Annotated in this window: 3 pseudogenes; 2 read left to right on the forward strand and 1 reads right to left on the reverse strand. The window is 56.8% G+C overall.

The annotated features are described in order from the left end of the window. A pseudogene (istB, locus tag RISW2_RS22700) lies at window positions 1-301 on the forward strand (IS21-like element ISPkr1 family helper ATPase IstB); the annotation flags it as partial. Window positions 302-453: 152 nt separating this feature from the next. Here istB and RISW2_RS24945 read toward each other — a convergent pair. Continuing rightward, window positions 454-618 (reverse strand): annotated as a pseudogene (locus RISW2_RS24945) (IS110 family transposase); the annotation flags it as partial. Here RISW2_RS24945 and RISW2_RS24410 point away from each other — a divergent pair. Further along, window positions 618-1,096 (forward strand): annotated as a pseudogene (locus RISW2_RS24410) (IS5 family transposase); the annotation flags it as partial. The pseudogenes RISW2_RS24945 and RISW2_RS24410 sit on opposite strands and share 1 nt — an antisense overlap. Window positions 1,097-2,049: the final 953 nt, after the last annotated feature.

The raw sequence follows: 2,049 nt of genomic DNA on the forward strand, positions 1-2,049 counted from the left end.
CGAAGCTCGCGCCGACCGGCAGGGGCGAACGGCCGATCTCCTCTGCCGCCTCGACTTCCTGATCCTGGACGAGCTCGGCTACCTGCCGTTCGCCCAGACAGGCGGTCAGCTGCTGTTCCACCTCATCAGCCGCCTCTATGAGCGCACCTCGATCATCGTCACGACCAATCTCGCGTTCGGAGAATGGCCGAGCGTCTTCGGCGATGCCAAGATGACGACCGCTCTGCTCGACCGGCTCACCCACCACTGTGACATCGTGGAGACCGGCAACGAGAGCTGGCGCTTCAAGACCCGCACCTGAGCCCGGAAAAGCCGCCGGCCCGAGACGTCTGCGCCAATTGAAAGCTATGCCGCCTCGGCCCGGCTACCCGCGCAACAGAGGGGTCCCGATTGCGCGCCTATAAGGGGGCCCGATTGCAAGCCGATTGACACAGGCGATTGAGATACGCCGCCCCCCGTCGGTGTAACGACACCATGTTCGGCGAGATGGCCGCGCAGTGCATTTATCAGTTGGGTTCGCTGGCGCACGAGCAGGTCTCGGGTGCGGAACAGCATGGCACGCGCTTGCTGCTCTTGGGACTTCACTGTGACAAAGCGCAAAGTGGGGCGTGATGCCGCTCCGGGCCCATCATCAGGCAGCGAGCGCTAAAGGGGGACTCCGCGACAGGGTTTTGGCCGTTCGCGTGGTGGCTTCACGACCAAGATCCACCCCCTCGTCAATGCAGCAGAGCTGCCAATGAGGACGAAGATAGCTGCGGGGCAAACATCCGACTATCTCGTCTTTGATCTGGTCATCGCCGACAATCTGTCGACACCGAGTGTTCTGCTGGCCGACCGAGGCTGTGACGCCGACAGAATCCGAAAATCCATAGGCAAACGCGATGTCTTACCCGTCATCCCCATGCGCACATCACAAAAGAAGCGCGTTGCCATCAACCGCTCCTTGCATCGTCTTCGAAACCTTGTCGAACGGTGCTTCAACAAGCTGAAGAACGCCCGTCGCGTCGCCACCCGTTACGTCAAGAGTACGGATAGCTTCCTGAGCTTCATCGACATCACGTCGATAGGCCTTTGGGTGCGCCATTTGTCAACATGACCTAGCTGACCTGCACCCAGGTCAAAATACTTTGCGCGCAACCTGTCCGCACATCAGCGCAGGTTGCCTATTCGCGATACTTGCCATGTGATCCGCGATACTAAACTTGTGTCTCACGCTACTCATCCTAACATTTTCCTTACTTAGTTTCATTGTCGTTCTCTCGCAAAGCCGCTTCGAACGTACATCTGGAGGTTCATGAAAACGGAAAACCGATACAAGAACCGTAGTGGTCCCGTGCCAATAGACCGACGCACATGGATAGCTGAGGCTTCTCTGGCTCAGGAAATGTCGACACCCATGTTACAGATGAAGCGAGTCCAGGCGAAACCCGTGCACGTAAGACAGCGCTCGAGCATGCGAGGCCGTCGACAAACGAGCAAGGAACGGGCGTCATTCTGGCGCCGCGGGAGCTTTACCAAGCCTGGCTCCGAACCGTCCTGTGAGTCCTTGTAAAACAAGGCGATTCGAAAATCTCGAAAGGATTCTCGAGACCTTCGTAAGAGAAATGTTGAACGAACCCCGCTCGAGCTGGATGGCGACGGGACCTTGGAGCCTTTTCAACATTTTTGTTACTCTTTTAATCATCCGCGATACTTTTTTAGCAAGTAATGGGGAGAGATATCGCAGAGTAAATTTCAACAAGCTCGCAGGACAAACTCCGATTTCCTTCTTCAAGGAAGTATGGGCCCCGTGCATTGCACGCCCCTTTTCATGACAGAAGTCATTCCAAGAGACGAACGATTTCCAGCTCCAGAGGATCACAGACGATGTGACCTGCCCCCGGATTGTCCTCGCTCAGAAGTTAAGCCTTCTCCGGGCTGCTCCGCTCCCCAATTCAGGATCGCCGCCGGCTGGAGTTTCCGGCACTGATCAGGATCACGGGCTGGCTACGCCACCGGGAATTTACAGGTCGATCGGAACTTTGTATCTGGTCTTGCCCCCGTTTCATC

This window comes from Roseivivax isoporae LMG 25204, assembly GCF_000521865.1.
In the GTDB taxonomy this organism is placed as follows: domain Bacteria; phylum Pseudomonadota; class Alphaproteobacteria; order Rhodobacterales; family Rhodobacteraceae; genus Roseivivax; species Roseivivax isoporae.